Source organism: Paenibacillus sp. JNUCC 35, assembly GCF_058269095.1.
The window spans coordinates 868,765-883,530 of sequence record NZ_CM177771.1; the positions used below are offsets into that span (position 1 = coordinate 868,765).

The 14,766-nt window shown below is 55.6% G+C and carries 14 protein-coding genes and 1 riboswitch; of the genes, 8 read left to right on the forward strand and 6 right to left on the reverse strand.

All coding sequences use genetic code 11. The features are described 5' to 3' along the window. Positions 1-214 precede the first annotated feature (214 nt). From AC2TF6_RS03975 to AC2TF6_RS04000, 6 genes are all read left to right on the forward strand, one after another. Positions 215-784 (forward strand): TetR/AcrR family transcriptional regulator, encoded by a 570-nt coding sequence (locus AC2TF6_RS03975; protein ID WP_491310000.1) that lies wholly within the window; start codon positions 215-217, stop codon positions 782-784. Between the two features lie 66 nt (positions 785-850). Beyond that, positions 851-2,140 carry an HlyD family secretion protein gene (locus tag AC2TF6_RS03980; protein WP_491310001.1) on the forward strand — a complete coding sequence of 430 codons (1,290 nt, stop codon included), beginning with the start codon at positions 851-853 and terminating at the stop codon, positions 2,138-2,140. Then, entirely contained in the window at positions 2,121-3,347 is a 1,227-nt protein-coding gene (locus AC2TF6_RS03985; RefSeq protein ID WP_491310002.1) for an ABC transporter permease, read from the forward strand. Before AC2TF6_RS03980 ends, AC2TF6_RS03985 begins: the two co-directional genes overlap by 20 nt. Before the next feature lie 172 nt (positions 3,348-3,519). Continuing rightward, on the forward strand, positions 3,520-4,893 hold the full coding sequence (locus tag AC2TF6_RS03990) for a TolC family protein (protein ID WP_491310003.1): 1,374 nt from the start codon (positions 3,520-3,522) through the stop codon (positions 4,891-4,893). A gap of 313 nt (positions 4,894-5,206) precedes the next feature. Then, entirely contained in the window at positions 5,207-5,614 is a 408-nt protein-coding gene (locus AC2TF6_RS03995) for a GNAT family N-acetyltransferase (RefSeq protein ID WP_491310004.1), read from the forward strand. A gap of 20 nt (positions 5,615-5,634) precedes the next feature. Next, on the forward strand, positions 5,635-5,847 hold the full coding sequence (locus tag AC2TF6_RS04000; protein WP_491310005.1) for a hypothetical protein: 213 nt from the start codon (positions 5,635-5,637) through the stop codon (positions 5,845-5,847). 236 nt (positions 5,848-6,083) lie between these two features. Here AC2TF6_RS04000 and nrdF read toward each other — a convergent pair whose 3' ends face one another. From nrdF to AC2TF6_RS04030, 6 genes are all read right to left on the reverse strand, one after another. Next, complete coding sequence (gene nrdF / locus AC2TF6_RS04005; protein WP_042235758.1) at positions 6,084-7,043, reverse strand: class 1b ribonucleoside-diphosphate reductase subunit beta; 960 nt, start codon at positions 7,041-7,043, stop codon at positions 6,084-6,086. A gap of 223 nt (positions 7,044-7,266) precedes the next feature. Next, positions 7,267-9,351 carry a class 1b ribonucleoside-diphosphate reductase subunit alpha gene (gene nrdE / locus AC2TF6_RS04010; RefSeq protein ID WP_491310006.1) on the reverse strand — a complete coding sequence of 695 codons (2,085 nt, stop codon included), beginning with the start codon at positions 9,349-9,351 and terminating at the stop codon, positions 7,267-7,269. Beyond that, complete coding sequence (gene nrdI / locus AC2TF6_RS04015) at positions 9,338-9,697, reverse strand: class Ib ribonucleoside-diphosphate reductase assembly flavoprotein NrdI (protein WP_491310007.1); 360 nt, start codon at positions 9,695-9,697, stop codon at positions 9,338-9,340. The genes nrdE and nrdI overlap by 14 nt, the downstream gene beginning before the upstream one ends. Positions 9,698-9,987: 290 nt before the next feature. Beyond that, a riboswitch (cobalamin riboswitch) is annotated at positions 9,988-10,183 on the reverse strand. A gap of 295 nt (positions 10,184-10,478) precedes the next feature. Further along, positions 10,479-10,889, reverse strand: a complete 411-nt coding sequence (locus tag AC2TF6_RS04020) for a hypothetical protein (protein ID WP_491310008.1) — start codon at positions 10,887-10,889, stop codon at positions 10,479-10,481. Positions 10,890-11,178: 289 nt separating this feature from the next. Further along, on the reverse strand, positions 11,179-12,132 hold the full coding sequence (locus AC2TF6_RS04025) for an aldolase catalytic domain-containing protein (RefSeq protein WP_009676343.1): 954 nt from the start codon (positions 12,130-12,132) through the stop codon (positions 11,179-11,181). 200 nt (positions 12,133-12,332) lie between these two features. Continuing rightward, the gene (locus AC2TF6_RS04030) at positions 12,333-12,647 is read right to left on the reverse strand and encodes a hypothetical protein (protein ID WP_491310009.1); all 315 of its coding nucleotides are present in this window, start codon (positions 12,645-12,647) and stop codon (positions 12,333-12,335) included. Positions 12,648-12,779: 132 nt separating this feature from the next. On the opposite strand from AC2TF6_RS04030, the gene AC2TF6_RS04035 reads away from it, so the two are divergent. Then, entirely contained in the window at positions 12,780-13,478 is a 699-nt protein-coding gene (locus AC2TF6_RS04035) for an ABC transporter ATP-binding protein (RefSeq protein WP_218231501.1), read from the forward strand. Between the two features lie 13 nt (positions 13,479-13,491). Then, positions 13,492-14,712 (forward strand): ABC transporter permease, encoded by a 1,221-nt coding sequence (locus AC2TF6_RS04040; protein WP_491310010.1) that lies wholly within the window; start codon positions 13,492-13,494, stop codon positions 14,710-14,712. Positions 14,713-14,766: the final 54 nt, after the last annotated feature.

Consider the following 14,766-nt stretch of genomic DNA (forward strand, 5'->3'; position numbering starts at 1 on the left):
CAGATAGTGTTTGTGGAGGGGGCGGTTTCCATACGGAACAGTTGAAAATTGAACGGCAATCCGGCAAGGTTTGAAAAAAGAGGCCCGTTTTTAGACAAAAGGGCTAAAATGTAAGGCTGTTTGGTTGACGGGACCCGTTGATTTTGTCACGTAAAGATGATATTGTTTTGACTACAGAACTAAAATAGGATTTTGGTCAAAACGGAGGTGCCGAATGGATCAGCGGCGCGATAACATTCTCGATGCGGCGAAAAAATCGTTTGCTTTGTTCGGATACAAAGGAACGACGGTCGATCAGATCGCCAAAATCGCCTGTGTAGGGAAGGGAACGCTATACCTGTATTTTGAGACAAAAGAAGATTTGTTAAACGAGATCGTCAAATCCCTGATCGCCGAGATGAGAAAACTGGCCGATGCCAGCATTTCCAAGGGCGGCACGATCATGGAGAAGCTGCATTCCGCAACATACAGCATTCTGGTTTACCGGAAGGAGCACGAGCTGCTGCTTAAATTGTCGCAGGAGGTGGCCCAATTCGGTACTCCGGCGGCTCAGCACGCTCTGCGCGAGATCGAGGAAGGCGTCATCGGCTACATCAAGCAGCATCTGGAGATCGCTGTCGCGAACGGAACCATCAAGCCGTGCGACCCCGAGATTACCGCCTTCGTGCTGGTTCGTATGTACTTAGTGCTGCTCGTCGATTGGGAAAGAAAGCATCCGCCTCTTACCAATGAGCAGATTTCGGATTTAATCCAGCTTTATATGATGGACGGAATCGCCCTCTAAGGGCGGTTTGTCCGTTTACACCCTAAATTATGAACTAGAGAAAGTATCCTGGGAGGGAAATGTTAGATGAAGTTTGTTAGACCTGTTGTATACGTAGTGATGGCCGGATTGATCGGCGGGGGAACTTTCCTGCTCTCTTCCAAAGAAGCCATGAGCAGCACCCAGAACCGTCCGGCGAATCTGCCGACCGCTTATATCGAAGCGAATCAGGTGGCTGCAAGTTTTAAAGCCGGTGGCCGCGTGACGGAAGTTCTCGTCAAAGAAGGGGACACCGTGAAGAAGGGCCAGGTGCTGGCCCGGATTCAAAGCCAGGAAATCGAGGCGAAAGTAGCCCAGGCCAAAGCGGCCGTAGCGCTCTCCCAAGGGAAAATCGCCGAAGCGAAGGGCGCGGAAGCGACAGCCCAGGCGAAAAAACAGCAGGGTCAGGAAGCGGTGACGCTTACCGCGGAAACGGGCGAGAAACAAGTGAAGCAGGCCGAAGCGGTCGTGAAAGCCGCGCAGACGAAGGTGGACGCCCTCAAGAACGGAGCGAGACCGGAAGAGAAAAAGCAGGCGGAGATTCAGCTGAATGCGACCAAAGAGGTTTTCCAGACAGCGGAAGAAAGCTACAACCGGGTTAAAAAAATGAAGGAAGAGGGTCTCGTCGCCCAGACGGACGTGGATAAAGCGAAGGTCAGCTACGAAGAGGCCAAAGCCAAATACGAAGTGGCGCAGCAGCAGTACGCGCTTGCCCAGCAAGGACCGCGCGTGGAGGAAATCCAGGCCGCGGAAGCGCAGCTGGAACAGGCCAAAGCGGCCGTCGAGCTGGCTAAGGCGAACATGGATCAGGTAAAAATCCGCCAGGGTGACGTAAGTGCCGCTCAGGCGTCGATCCAGCAGGCGCAGGGCGCCGTCAAATCCGCCCAGTCCGGACAGCAGCAGGCCCAGGCGGCCCAAAGCGAAGCCGAGACGTACCTGAGCTACACCGAGCTGCTTGCTCCGTCCGACGGCATCATCATTTCCCAATCCGCTCAACTGGGTGAAATGGTAGGCTCCGGCTTCCCGGTGTTCACGATGGAAACGTCCGCCGAGACGAAATGGGCGCGTTTCTATCTGAAAGAAACGGACGCGGCCGGCCTGAAAGCGGGCGATACCGTGACCGTAAAAGTGACGGCTAACGGCGACGCCGTGACCGGCAAAGTAAGCACGGTCGCTCCGGCTGCGGACTTCGCCGTGAAGAAAGCGACGCAGAACGCGTCCGATACCGATATCCGCTCGTTCGGCGTGAAAGTCGAGCTGCCTCAGCTGCCGGAATCGGTTCTGACGGGAATGACTGTACAATGGGAAGGAAAAGCGGGTGATACCGTTGCCCCTTAAAGTCGGAAGCGTGATCGCCGAGGAATGGCGGCAAATTTTCAAGGACCGCCGGTTGATGGCGATTCTGTTCCTCGTGCCGATCCTTTACACAACCTTATTCGGATCGATTTATATGCAGCATAAAGTAACCGAGATGCAGACCGTTGTCTTCGACGAGGACAACAGTCAGCTCAGCCGCCAGATCGTGCAGGCGTTCGACCAGAGCGAAACGTTCCAGGTCGTGAACGCCTACCATTCGGAGGCGGAGGTGACGGAAGCCATCTCCCGCGGCGAAGCGAAGGTCGGGGTCATTATCCCGAAAGATTTCGAAGCCCGCATTAAACACGGCGATGTGCAGCCGGTCATGACGCTGATCGACGGCGCGAACATGATGATCTCCAACTCCGCGACGCGCGCGGCCAATGAGATCGTGACCACGTACAGCTACGGCGTCAGCGGCAAGAAGCTCCAGCAGCAGGGCCTTCAGGATGAACAGGTCAGCTCGACGTTCTCCGCGGTCCCGTTCCGCTACCGGGTGCTTTACAACCCGACGTTCAACTACAGCGATTTTATGATTTTCGGTCTGGCGGGCGCGATTTTGCAGCAGGTGCTTCTGCTCGGCATCGCCTTGACCATCACCCGTGATAAGGAAAAAGGGATCTGGAGCCGTTTTGCGGAGTGGAAAAAGATGCCGTGGCGCCTTGCTTACGCGAAATCGGTTCCCTATTTTATCGTCGGCATGCTGAATGCGGTCGTGGTGTTCACGATCATGCTGTTCGGCTTCGACCTTCCGATGCGCGGACAGATTCTGATGGCCTTGCTGCTCTCGGCCTGCTTCAACTTTGCGGTACTCGGCATCGGATATTTCATCTCCCTGTTCTCAAGCGCTCAGCTCGGCTCCACCCAGATCGCGATGCTGATCGCGGTGCCGTCGTTCATGCTGTCCGGCTATACATGGCCGTTTGAAGCGATGCCGAAGGCACTGAGCATTCTCGGCCATATGCTGCCGCTTACTTATTTCCTGGAGGGCGTCCGCCATGTGTTCGTCAAAGGCAACGGCTACGACGTCATCGTCAAGGACTGTATCGCGCTTGTTCTGACGGGCCTCATCACTTACTTTGCGGCATTCCTGCTCACCCGGTTCGCCATGTTCCGCAAGCAGAAGGATGAGCCGGCTTCGGCCGGGCTGCCTGCGGTTCAGCCGGAGAGCAGCTCCCTTACGGTGTAAGAGCCCTGTTCCGGCCGACACCATGCCCAACAACGTTTCACCGGCGCGCGAAAGCCTTGCTTTTACCGTGCAAGCGCGCCGTTTACATAGTTTCAGTCATCAGCGCTTTTGTTCCCATGTCCCTCAGCCTGCGTTTAGTTCTTATCATACCTTGGAAAAGAAGGGATTTTCGATGAAAAAAATCATAGCTACGCTGACCGCGTCCGCTTTTGTATTCGGGATGATGCCTGCCGCATGGGCGGCGGATACCCATTCGCCCTACTACGAAATCAAAGACGGCAACCTTGTTCAACTTCACGCGACAACCGATAAACCTCTCGATAAGGACGAGGTGCGCCTGCCCGCGCTGGAGAAAGTCAGCAAGCTGACCCTCGATAACGTGCTGGAACGTACGCTAAACAACTCCTACAACATGAAGCTGCTCTACCTGAAAACGGCCGCGCTCGGAAGCAAAAGCAGCGATCTCAAGAATCAGAGCGACAACCTGTACGGCGGCAGCTTCGAAGGCTACAAGCTTCCGGCTTCCCCGCAGGACTACATGACGCCCGAGGCGATGAAGAAGTACCAGATCGATCCGACCAAAGCGACTCCGGACAGCTTCTTCTGGATCGGTCCGGTTGTCGAAACCAACACGGTGCTGAACAAAGTCATCGAAGGCCAGGGCCAGATGGTTAATGGCATTAACCAGATTTTGCAGGCCCAGCGCGAACAGATGAAAACAACCTCGCATCAGCTCGATACGGACATGTGGAACAACCTGCTCCAGACCGATGAAGCGATTGAGGGCATCAAGCTTCAGGTGACGGCGCAGGTTGTGCAGCTTCTCGGCTCCAAGAAGCAAATCGCCCTTATGCATGAGTACAAAGGCGTAGCGGAGAAAGAGATGAAACGCGCCCAGGTGCTGAGCGACGCGGGTCTCGCTTCTCCCGAAGACGTGGAAACCGCCCGCAAAGCGGTGAACAAAATCGGCGACGATATTCAGACGCTGGAGAGCAACTACCGCTTAGGCCTCGTACAGCTGTGCTTCGATATCGGCGTGGAATATTCCCCGGATTTGCTGCTTGAAGAGCCTGCCGCCGTATCCGGAAACGTGGAGCCGGTCGTAAAGAAAGACACCGAAACGCTGCTCGCCAATTCTTTTAAGCTGAAAATGGATCACAACGGCATCGACGAAGCCATCTGGCAGCAGCAGAATACCGTGACCAAGAATACGTACGGCGGCCAGTATCAGAGCGTCAACACGGGAATCGCTTATCAGAAACAGGAACAGACGAAAGCCGAGCTGGTCAAAAAGATCTACGCGACCTACAGCGATGCCGAGAACGCTTATCAGACCGTGCTGAACGAGCAGCGCAACCTGAAAGACGCGCAGGCCGATGTCGCCAAAATGAAAATCCGTTACGAGAACGGATTTGTCTCCAAGCACGATTTCGATAAATTTTCCTTTAAACTTCAGCAGGCTCAAACCACGCTGGAGGGAGCCAGACTGAAATACTTCGCGCTGGTACGCAAAGCCGAAGCGATGGATAGAGGATTTATCTCGTAAACGGCCCATATTTCGAAAGTTTATGCAGCTGAATGTATATGGACTTTATTATTGTGAGAATGAATAAGAGGGACCGATCCTTGGGATCGGTCTCTTTTTAGATCCATTGAAATGATACTTGTCGAAAAACGGAGCATGAAGAGTCCTTAATCTCCCGCTTGTTCGTGGTGAGGCCGATTGTATTCGGCGGTCAACCGCTTGCCGGTGAAGGTCGTGTTCAAAATTAGGGACACAGGAAGTTGACTTTGTATAAATATACATTATAATGAATAATTAATCTATTGCGTATATACACGTACCGGAGGCGAGAGCGATGACCTTTAAGATCCGCACGGATCTGCCGGCGAAAGCCGATTATTATGAGCTGTTCCAATCGACAGGATGGAACGGGGACGGAATCTGGACGGAAGACATGCTGCACGAAGCGGTCCGGAACAGCTGGTACGTCGTTACGGTTTACAAGGGCGATAGGCTGGTCGCGTCAGGCCGCATGGTTTCGGACGGGGTTATTCAGTGTATCATCTGCGAAATGATGGTGCTGCCGGATTACCGGAATCAGGGCCTCGGCAGCAAAATCATGGACCGTCTTCTGGACTACTGCAGGGCAAAAGGAATCCGCTGGGTTCAGCTTGCCTGCGCCAAAGGGAAGCAAGGCTTCTATGAGCGCTACGGATTTCGCGAGCGGCCGGCCGATGCTCCGGGGATGGGCCTGTTCCTCTAACCGGCGAGGAATGGCCGGCCTTGATGGCAGGTAGTGTGGTGGAGCATGGGCGAAAGCATGCCTGGGGCTGGAACAGCCTCACGCCTGAAGCAAGGGCGGCCGCACGCCTAGAGCGAAAGCGTTTCTGCCGGAGCATGAGCAGACGGAGGGCTGAAGCGACCTGCCGGAGCGGGGACGGCCGCACGTCTGAAGCGAGGGTGCTTCTGCCGGAGCATGAGCAGACGGGAGGCTGAAGCGAGCTGCCGGAGCGGGGACGGCCGCACGCCTGAAGCGAAGGCAGCCGTTGCCTGGGCAAGGCCAGCCGTACGCCGAGAACGGCGAGCGCACGCATCCGGCGGCCCCGCAGCCGAACGCAAAAAGACGTACAAAATTGTCTCCAATTTTGTACGTCTTTTTCGTTTACCCGGCCGCTTATGCGGTCCGTCTCGCCGGGCCGCGAAGAAAGCGGGCACCGCCGGAGGCGACGGTCTTACAGCCCTTCGAAGCTGAAATCGTCGTCGCTGAGCGGTTCGACGCGGAGGGCGCGGACGTAGCCGTTGCCTTTTTTCGAGAAAAAGTCATGCTGCTTCGTCTGCGTCCGGATTCCGTTCAGAACGACCGGATGAACCGGCTCTTCCGGGAAATAAGGATCGCGTCCAAGATTCATCAGCGCTTTGTTGGCGTTGTAGCGCACGTAACGCAGCACATCGTCCTGCAGGCCGAGCGGAGTGTACAGCTCTTCCGTGTAGAGCTTCTCGATCTCGTACAGCTCCAGAAGCAGCTTGATCTGCTCCTCGGCGGCTTCCTGCTGATCGGCTTCGCTCAGAGACGCGAACAGCTCCTGCGCCAGCGTGCCGACGTACAGGCCGTGGATGCTTTCATCGCGCAGAATGAGGTCGATGATCTCGCCGCTGTTCGTCATTTTGCCTTGTCCCGCCAAATAGAGCGGGTAGAAGAAGCCGCTGTAGAACAGGTAGCTTTCGAGATAAACGGAAGCCGTCATCGCCAGGTATAGGTCTTTCTCGGACTGGATGCTGTTGTAGTAGCGGTTGATGAGATCCGCTTTCTGCTGCAGGCGTCCGTTCTCTTCGACCCAGCGGAAAATGCCGTCGATCTCCTCGTTGCTCGCCAGCGTCGTGAAAATGCTGCTGTAGGACTTCGCGTGGATCTGCTCCATCATGCCCATGAACGACAGCACCGCTTTGCGCTGGAGGCCGTCCATGTGCTCGACGAGTCTCGGCATGCCGACTCCGCCTTGAAGGGTGTCCAGCAGCGTCAGCCCGCCCAGAACCTTCTTGTAGACGTCCTGCTCGTCCGGACTCATCTCGATCCAGACCATTTTATCGTCGGAAAGGGGAATTTCTTCTTCGGTCCAGAACTGCATCACGTTCTGCTGCCAAAACGACCAGGTGTAATCGTCGTCGGGTTTATTCCAATTGACGGCTTTCATCGCTTTCTCTCCTTTGGATGGGGCGCGCTGCAAATGCGGCATCAGTCGCTGCCGTGCATAACCATAGGCAGCTTTATACGGGGCTGACAAGTTCCGGCCCTGCATAAAGCTGCTTATAGGGATAGCGCCATACGGATGATTTGCGGCCTGCGCGGAGCGTTTTTACGCTCCTGTCGCGCAGCCGGCTTTCTTTTAAAGAATCTATTCTTAACCCGGCCCTCTCTTAAACGGAGCAGCTCAGGCATTCTTCCATGGTCAACCGCTTTGTGCGGGTATAGTAGAGCGATTTCAGGCCTTTTTTGGCGGCGTACAGGTAGTTGCGGGCCAGCTCGCGGGTCGAGATGTCGCTGTTTACGTGCAGTACGGTTGAAATCCCCTGATCCACATGCTCCTGGATTTCCGCGATAAGATCAATGATCTTGAACGGGTCCATCCGGTAAGCCGACTTGTAGAAGAACATGTTCTCCTTGGACAGGTAAGGCATCGGATAGTAGGTCGTCGAGTTCGCATACGTGCGCGTTTCGATCTGATCGACGATCGGCATAACGCTCGAAGTGGCGTTTTGAACGTACGAGATGCTCTGCGTCGGCGCGATGGCCAGGCGGTAAGCATGGTACAGGCCGTGTTTCATGACTTGTTCTTTCAGGGCTTTCCAGTCTTCCGGCGAAGGAAGATTCATGCCCTCGAAGAGAGCTTTGACTTTATCGGATTCCGGACGGTAATCCTTCTCTTCGTACTTGGCGAAATAGGTGCCTTTCGCGTATTCGGAGCGTTCGAAATCGGCGAAAGTGACACCGCGGTCGCGTGCGATTTCCATGCTCTTCTCCAGCGAGTAGAAGTTGATGGCCATGAAGAAGGCACGCGCAAACTCTTTCGCTTCCGGGCTTTCGTAAGCGATCCGGTTTTTCGACAGATAGCCGTGCAAGTTCATCGCGCCGAGTCCGACGGAATGAAGCTCCTTGTTCGCTTTCACAACGCCCGGCGCGTTCGCGACCGTCGTGTTGTCGCTGACGGAAGTCAGCGCTTCGATGCCGCTGTGGACGGAATCGCGGATGCTTTTCGTTTCCATCACGTTCACGATGTTAAGCGACGCGAGGTTGCAGGAAATGTCCCGGCGGATAATATCGCCCTGGCCGTAATCGCCGATTTCCGTCGTCTCCTGGAGCTGGAAAATTTCCGTGCACAGGTTGGACATTTTCACTTTGCCGATGTCTTTCAGGGCATGTTCGCGGTTCGCGTTGGAACGGTTCATGATGTAAGGATAGCCGGATTCCAGCTGGATAACCGCAATTTTGGTCAGCATGTCGCGGGCGCTCATGACGACTTTTTTCTTCACGTTCGGGTTGGCGAGCAGCTCTTCGTACATGTCGTCGATATTCATATCGTCGAGGTGACGGCCGTACTCCTTGTAGACGGAGAACGGGGCGAACACGTGCAGCGGCTTGTTCTGCTCGGCCAGCTCGTAAAACTTCTGCGGCACGATCAGGCCGATGGAGAGCGTCTGGATGCGGGATTTCTCGTCCGCGTTAATCTTTTTGCAGTCGAGGAATTCGATGATGTCCCAGCCGAATACGGAGTAGTAGACCGCTCCGGAGCCCCGGCGCTGACCCATCTGGTCCGCATAGGAGAAGGCATCCTCCAGGAGCTTCATGACAGGCATGATGCCCTTGGCGGCGCCTTCGACGCCTTTGATCGGCTCGCCGCGTCCGCGCAGCTTGGACATGTTCACGGCTACGCCGCCGCCGATTTTGGACAGCTGCATGCAGGTGCCGATGACGTACTGAATGGAGTTCAGGGAGTCGTCCATCTCCAGCAGGAAGCAGGAGACCATTTCGCCCCGGCGGCTGCGTCCGGCGTTCAGGAACGTCGGCGTTGCCGGCTGGACGCGCTGCTCGATGATCGCCTTGGCGATCCGCTGGGCTTTGCCGATGTCGCCTTCACCCAGGTGAAGGGCGACGATGGCGGCACGGTCCTCGTACGATTCGAGGACTTGCTTTTTATCGTTGGTACGCAGGGCGTAATCTTTATAAAATTTCGAAGCGGCCATGTAGGACTGGAACTTAAAGCCGCTTTCGCGGATGGTTTCGTGGATGGCTTCGATCTGCTCCAGCGTGTAGTGTTCGTACACGTTCTCGTAGAAATCTTCGCCGATCAGATAATCGTAGCGTTCTTTGATGCTGCCGAAAGGAACGGTCTGCCCCTGCACTTCCTCAAGGAAGGCGTCCAGCGCTTCGCGGTCTTTCTCCAGACGGTAAAACCCGTCTTCCCCCGGTATCATAAGTTCGTTGTTCAGTTCAATATGCTTCAAGATGGCGCACCCCTTTATGGAATCGTTCCACGTCGCTAGACGTGCCGGAAAGTTCGAATTTGGCAAGCACCGGAACACCGTATGCCGATGAAATGCGGTCGGCGCTCAGGGCAAAGGATTGTCCCCAGTTCTGGTTGCCGCTTGCGGCTACACCGCGCAGAAGGGAAGAGTGATGTTTCAGAAAGTCCAGCACTTTGCCGGGAATTTGACCGAATCCGGTCGTATAGGTAACAAGGACGAACGGCTCCTGGATCGTCAAATCCTCTTCGATCCGTACGGCCTTCACATTCAGCTTGTTAATGAATCGTTGAACATTTCCCGTACGGGAATCGTAAACTACCAGCATGGAAGCATCTTCCTTTCCACTCTTTCAAAAATACGGGGCGCGCCGACCACGGGAAGTAGTCGGCGCGCCCGGATGAAAGCCGCTCCTTGTGTGACAAAGAGCGGCTCTAAATTCACAGTCAGCTTCCAGCCCTTTCGCGCGCCGCTGACGGCTCTGCAAAAAGGCTGGCTGAAGCCGCGCGTACAAGCCGGCTGCCCGGCTCCCCGCCCGAAGGCGGAAGAGGGGGACAGCCAGGCTAGGCGGCTGTATGTGAAAAACGTCCGGACACCTCCCTATCTCCCGTAGGTTCAGCGGTGTCTTTCAGACAGGCAGGTCTCCTGGCTCCAGGTTCATTGCGCCCCTCCGCGGCCTTCCCGACGGCATTCGTCAGTGGCGGTATGGGTGGGGCGCTCCCCGTTGACAGTGGCGGGACCGCGCCGGATTCTCACCGGACTTCCCTTTTGATTCCCGCCTAGTAGGCGGGAAACCTGTCCAATCCATATATAGTCTATATATAGTGAATATGTAGGTGATAGATATGAATTTACCTCAATATATTGTGGTTTGTCAACTGTGCGTAAGGACCCAACAAGGGGAGGAAAACCGAGATATAAGGCGAAAAAGGTGTGATAACCTGCCCATAAACGGGCGAGATTTTATTTCGGATTCTTTTTATTTCGACAAATTTTGCGGGCGGCGGAGGAACGTGCATCCAAGCTGATTTTCGATGTGCTGCGCGGGAGTTTGTTCATGCACGCACGAAAAAGGATCAAGCTCCTGACGAACGGAGCTTGATCCTTTTTTACAGGTTTAGATTCTTTTTGTCGTTTTTTTTATAGAGGATCATTAGTCCTGCAAGTATCCACTCGATCACATGCAAAGCGACAGACAGGGTAAGGGCGGATAAAAAATCCTTGATGTACACACCGGGAATCAGATGAGCAAAAACATAAATCAGAAGACAGTCCGCAATTATCGTAATGATTTGTCTGCTGTAAATAGAGGGAGGCCGTTTGAGTCCGTAGCGGATCAGTGCATGGATTAGAGGATGAATAAAAGTCTCGAAGAACAGGAAGCTCAGCAGGATGACCAGGGAGAAAGTGAAGAGATCCGCTTTGCCGGTAAAACTGATTAGGGTGCTGGTATGCTCAATGCCCCGGAAGAAGAGCATATATAAGAAAGCAAAACCGGTGACTGGCGCAAGGATAAGCAAAGAAAAGAGCGGGATCGCCCAAATTTTCGTCTTCCATGATGGTCTTGGCTCCTTATCCCGGAGTGACAAATAATTAAGCGCGCTGTTTCAAAAGCATCGTGTTTGGTTTTGGCAGACATGGTCTCACCCCAGTGGTTAATAAGATGGGGTTCTTTTCCATGGACCACTATACCAAACCGAAATTTTTAAGAAAATTAACGAAAGTTAACGGAGAGAGAAGGATTTCAAAATTCCCGGAGCCGGCAAAGCAAAAAGATCCCTTCCCGGAGGAAAGGATCTTTTAAGGTGATTAATTGTTGGCGATAGTTTCCGGCGTTGTCAGCTTGTCGTAGAACTCGACGTACTTGTCCTTGTCTGCGGTGTTGCGGACAGCCATGGCTACGCGCGGGTGTTCGTTGAGCGTTCCGGCGACCATGTATGGAATGATGTAGCCCCACTCCACTTTCTCGCGCATGGCGACCATGTGGCGTTCGATCAGGTCCAGGACGGGACGCACGTCGTAACGCGGGTTTTTCAGGTAGCTGACGAGCAGCTCGGTGGTGCAGTTGCCTGCCGCGCGGCCCATGCCGAAGACGGAGGTGTCGAGGAACTCGACGCCTTTCTCGGCACCGATTACGGTGTTGGAGAACGCGAGCTGCATATTGTTATGCATATGAAGGCCCAGTTTCTTCTCCGGAAGAAGACGCTGGAATTTATTGACCATATAGTCGATATCCTTATGATTCATGCTGCCGTACGAATCGACGACGTATACCACGTCGACCGGACTTTTGTTGATGAGCTCGAACGCTTCGTTGAGTTCGTTTTCCATCACGTGGGAGAGCGCCATGATGTTCAGCGTGGTTTCGTAACCCATGTCGTGGAACTTTTGTACCAGCTGCAGACCCTTGTCCACATCTTTGATATAAGAAGCTACGCGAATCAGATCCAGCTGGCTCTGCTCGCGGGGGAGAATGTCGTTCTCGTCGACGCGGCCGATATCCACGAGCGCGGAAAGCTTCGTATCGTTTTTGGTAGGGATAACCTCACGCAGGAAATCCTCATTCAGAAAACGCCAAGGGCCCGCATTGTCGCTTTTCAGGAGCTTGGCCGAGTTTTTGTAACCGATCTCCATATATTCAACGCCGGCTGCGTTTAAGCCGCGATACATATCCTGAACAAATTCCACGCTAAAATCCCAATTGTTGACGAGTCCTCCGTCGCGTATCGTACAATCGAGAATTTTATGCTGATCGTGTTTCATTTCGGTACCCTCCAAAAGCCGCATACCGGCTCAACTTTTTGCTATATTATCACGCATCTGATAAGGGTTGTCAATCAATCGGCGCAATTGTCGGACAAACGAAAGAACTGACAGACGGTCAAATAAAAAAGCGGACCCCCTAAGGGAATCCGCCTTTTTACAGGTTCCGGCGCCGCATGCCTTCTTTTGTAAGTCCGGGTTTACCGGACGAGGACAAGCTTACCAATGAGTGGCAGCGGTTTCATTCTGCCGTCATGGGCGTTCCGGATTCCGATAAAAGCCAGCGCGAAGACGGAGATATCCAGGGGAGGCATAAGCAGGTTCTCCACACCCGGAAGCAGCCCGAGCAGCAGATGCGCGAAAACCGCGTAGAGCAGGAGCAGCAGCCCCTGGTTCGCATGGTACATCGCGAATCTGGAATGCCTGGCAACCATCAGCGGCAAACAAAAAATCAGATAAGCGGACATGGCGGCGGATTTGTTGCTGTCGATATCAGAGGAATTGTGATTGTGCATACGCGGACACCTCACACTCAGAATCGAAAACATGAAGCCGGAGAAATTTCTGCTATACTTCTACTATAGAATATGCATACCCCGTTTGAAAAGGGATAGACGCAGGCTGGATGCGGAAATGGAGGAATTTATTTGGAAAAAGCTTCGGTTCATATAAAAAAGGCGGGATACGGCGATTCCGGCGCGATTTTGCGGGATATCGACTTCCGTATCCTGGAGGGCCAGTTGATCGGTCTGATCGGGCCCAACGGCGCAGGCAAAAGCACGACCATCAAGAGCATGCTCGGCCTGCTGAAGGATGTCGAGGGGAACATCGAATTTGCCGACGGACGGGCTTCGGTGGCTTATGTGCCGGAACAGCCGGTGCTGTACGAGGAGCTCACGCTGTGGGAGCACATGGAGCTTGCGGCGGCGGCCTACGGGCTGGAGCGCCCGGTCTTCGAGGAACGGGCGGAGGCGCTGCTGGCCCAGTTTAAGCTGTCCGGTGACCGGCACCGGCTGCCGGTGGCCTTCTCCAAAGGCATGCAGCAGAAGGTGATGCTCATCATCGGCTTCCTTAACCGGCCCTCCTTGTACATCGTCGACGAGCCGTTCATCGGACTGGACCCGAGGGCGACGAAGGACTTCCTGGAGCTGCTGCGGAAGGAGCGGGAGAGGGGAGCGGGCATTCTGATGAGCACCCACGTGCTCGATACCGCGGAGCGCATCTGCGACTCTTTCCTGCTGCTCAGCGAAGGGCGGATCGTAGCGCAGGGGACGCTGGACGAAGTGCGGCAGGAATCGGGACTGCCGGACGGTACTCTCTTCGACTGCTTCCATGCGCTGGTCTGAGGAGGGGGAGAAGATGAACATGACACCGGCAAAATTATTCAAGCGAAGGCTGCTCGATGACTGGACCTACCAGTACCGCATTCTGCGCACGGCGGTAGACTGGACGGTGGCTGTGTATCTAATCGTTCCGGCCCTGATCTTCGCCTTCATTTATTATTCGGCGTGGTGGCGGACGCCGCCCGAATGGTTCGGCTATATCCCGGCATCGCTGGTCGCCGTTTTCTTGTATCTGTTCGCCTGGTCCGGCACCGTCCGCTTCTTCATCGAGGAAGCGGACCAGCTCTTCCTCGTCCGCAGCGAAGGCTGGATGCCCGCGATCAAGCGCCGCGGGCTTCTGTACTCGCTGGGGCTGCAGGCGCTGACGACGGCCCTGCTGGCCGGCGCTCTGCTGCCCCTGCTGCGCGCGGAAGGCTCGGGCGGCGCGCTGAAGCTTGCGGCCCTGTTCCTGGCCGTCTACGCGGCCAAGGTCAACCTGGGCCTGCTGCGCCAGCTTGCGGCGCTCGCCTGGGCGGGATGGAAGCGAGTGGCCGCTTCCATCGTGCTGTTCGCGGCAGGCTTTCTCATCTACTGGGCCTGCGTCCAGTTGATTCTGACGGATACTGCCGCGGGCTATCTCGCCGGGCCGCTGCTGCTTGCGGCCGTGGTTCCGCTCAGCCGCCGCCGTCTGCGGGCGGCGGGAGCGTTCTATCCCGACGTTCAGCGGGAGCGGGAGGCGAGGCTGAAGCTCGCCTCCCTGATGCTCCGCGGCATCGTCGAGGGCAAGAAGCCGCGGCAGCGCCGGGCTCCGCTGGTGCTGGGCCGCTCACAGCGGGTGGTCCGCGGGACGGGCGCTTCGGCGGTTCTGGCCGATTCGCTCGTCAAGTCGGTCCTCCGCCGGCCCGGCCAGTGGAAGCTGTACGCTCAGCTGACGGCTGTGCTCGCGTTCGCCGCATGGCGGCTTCCCGGTCCGATGCACGTCGTCCTGTGGGCCATCGCCGCTTTCGTGCTGGCCTACTGGATGAAGTCGGTCGCGCGGGAAACGCTGGGCGCTTCCTTCTTCCGCATGTTCGCGTGGAGCGAAATCAGCAAGCAGGAGGCGCTCCGCAAAGCGTCGTTCGCTCTGGCCGTGCCCGGACTTGCGCTGATCGGGCTTGTCGCGGGCGGCAGCATCTCGCTGCCGCTGGGGATTGCCGCTCTTGTGCTTTCCGTGCCCGCCGCGTATGCGGCCGCCTTTCTGGTGACCATCTGGTATTAAACGCCAGGGTTTGGCGAACACTAAGGGCGACCGGCAAGCGTGCGTCCCGGGTAG